The organism is Methylobacterium sp. C33D, assembly GCF_053345825.1.
In genome coordinates this window covers 1-303 of record NZ_JBKFAV010000205.1, presented here as the reverse complement: position 1 = coordinate 303, position 303 = coordinate 1, and the positions used below count along the sequence as shown (strand labels likewise).

The window sequence follows — 303 nt, the reverse complement described above, 5'->3', positions numbered from 1 at the left end:
CACGGTCGTCGCCACGATGGTGCTGGCCGCGATCTTCTTCTCCGGCGCCGGCGGCAGCAACCGCGACGTCCTCGTGCCGATGATGCTGTACCCGCTCGCCATCGGGTCGGCCTGCATCCTCACCTCCATCGCCGGCACCTACGCGGTGCGGCTCGGCGCGAACCAGTCGATCATGGGCGCCCTCTACAAGGGGCTGACCGCCGCGGGCGTGCTGTCCATCGCGGCGATCGCGGCGGTCAACATGACCCTGCTCGGCGGCTTCTCGACGAGCTTCACCACCTCCACCGGCCTGACCTTCACGTC

General features: G+C 69.3%; 1 pseudogene. It reads left to right on the top strand.

Annotated features, from left to right (window positions below):
• Positions 1–303: pseudogene (gene hppA, locus ACLBXO_RS32050) on the top strand (sodium-translocating pyrophosphatase); the annotation flags it as partial.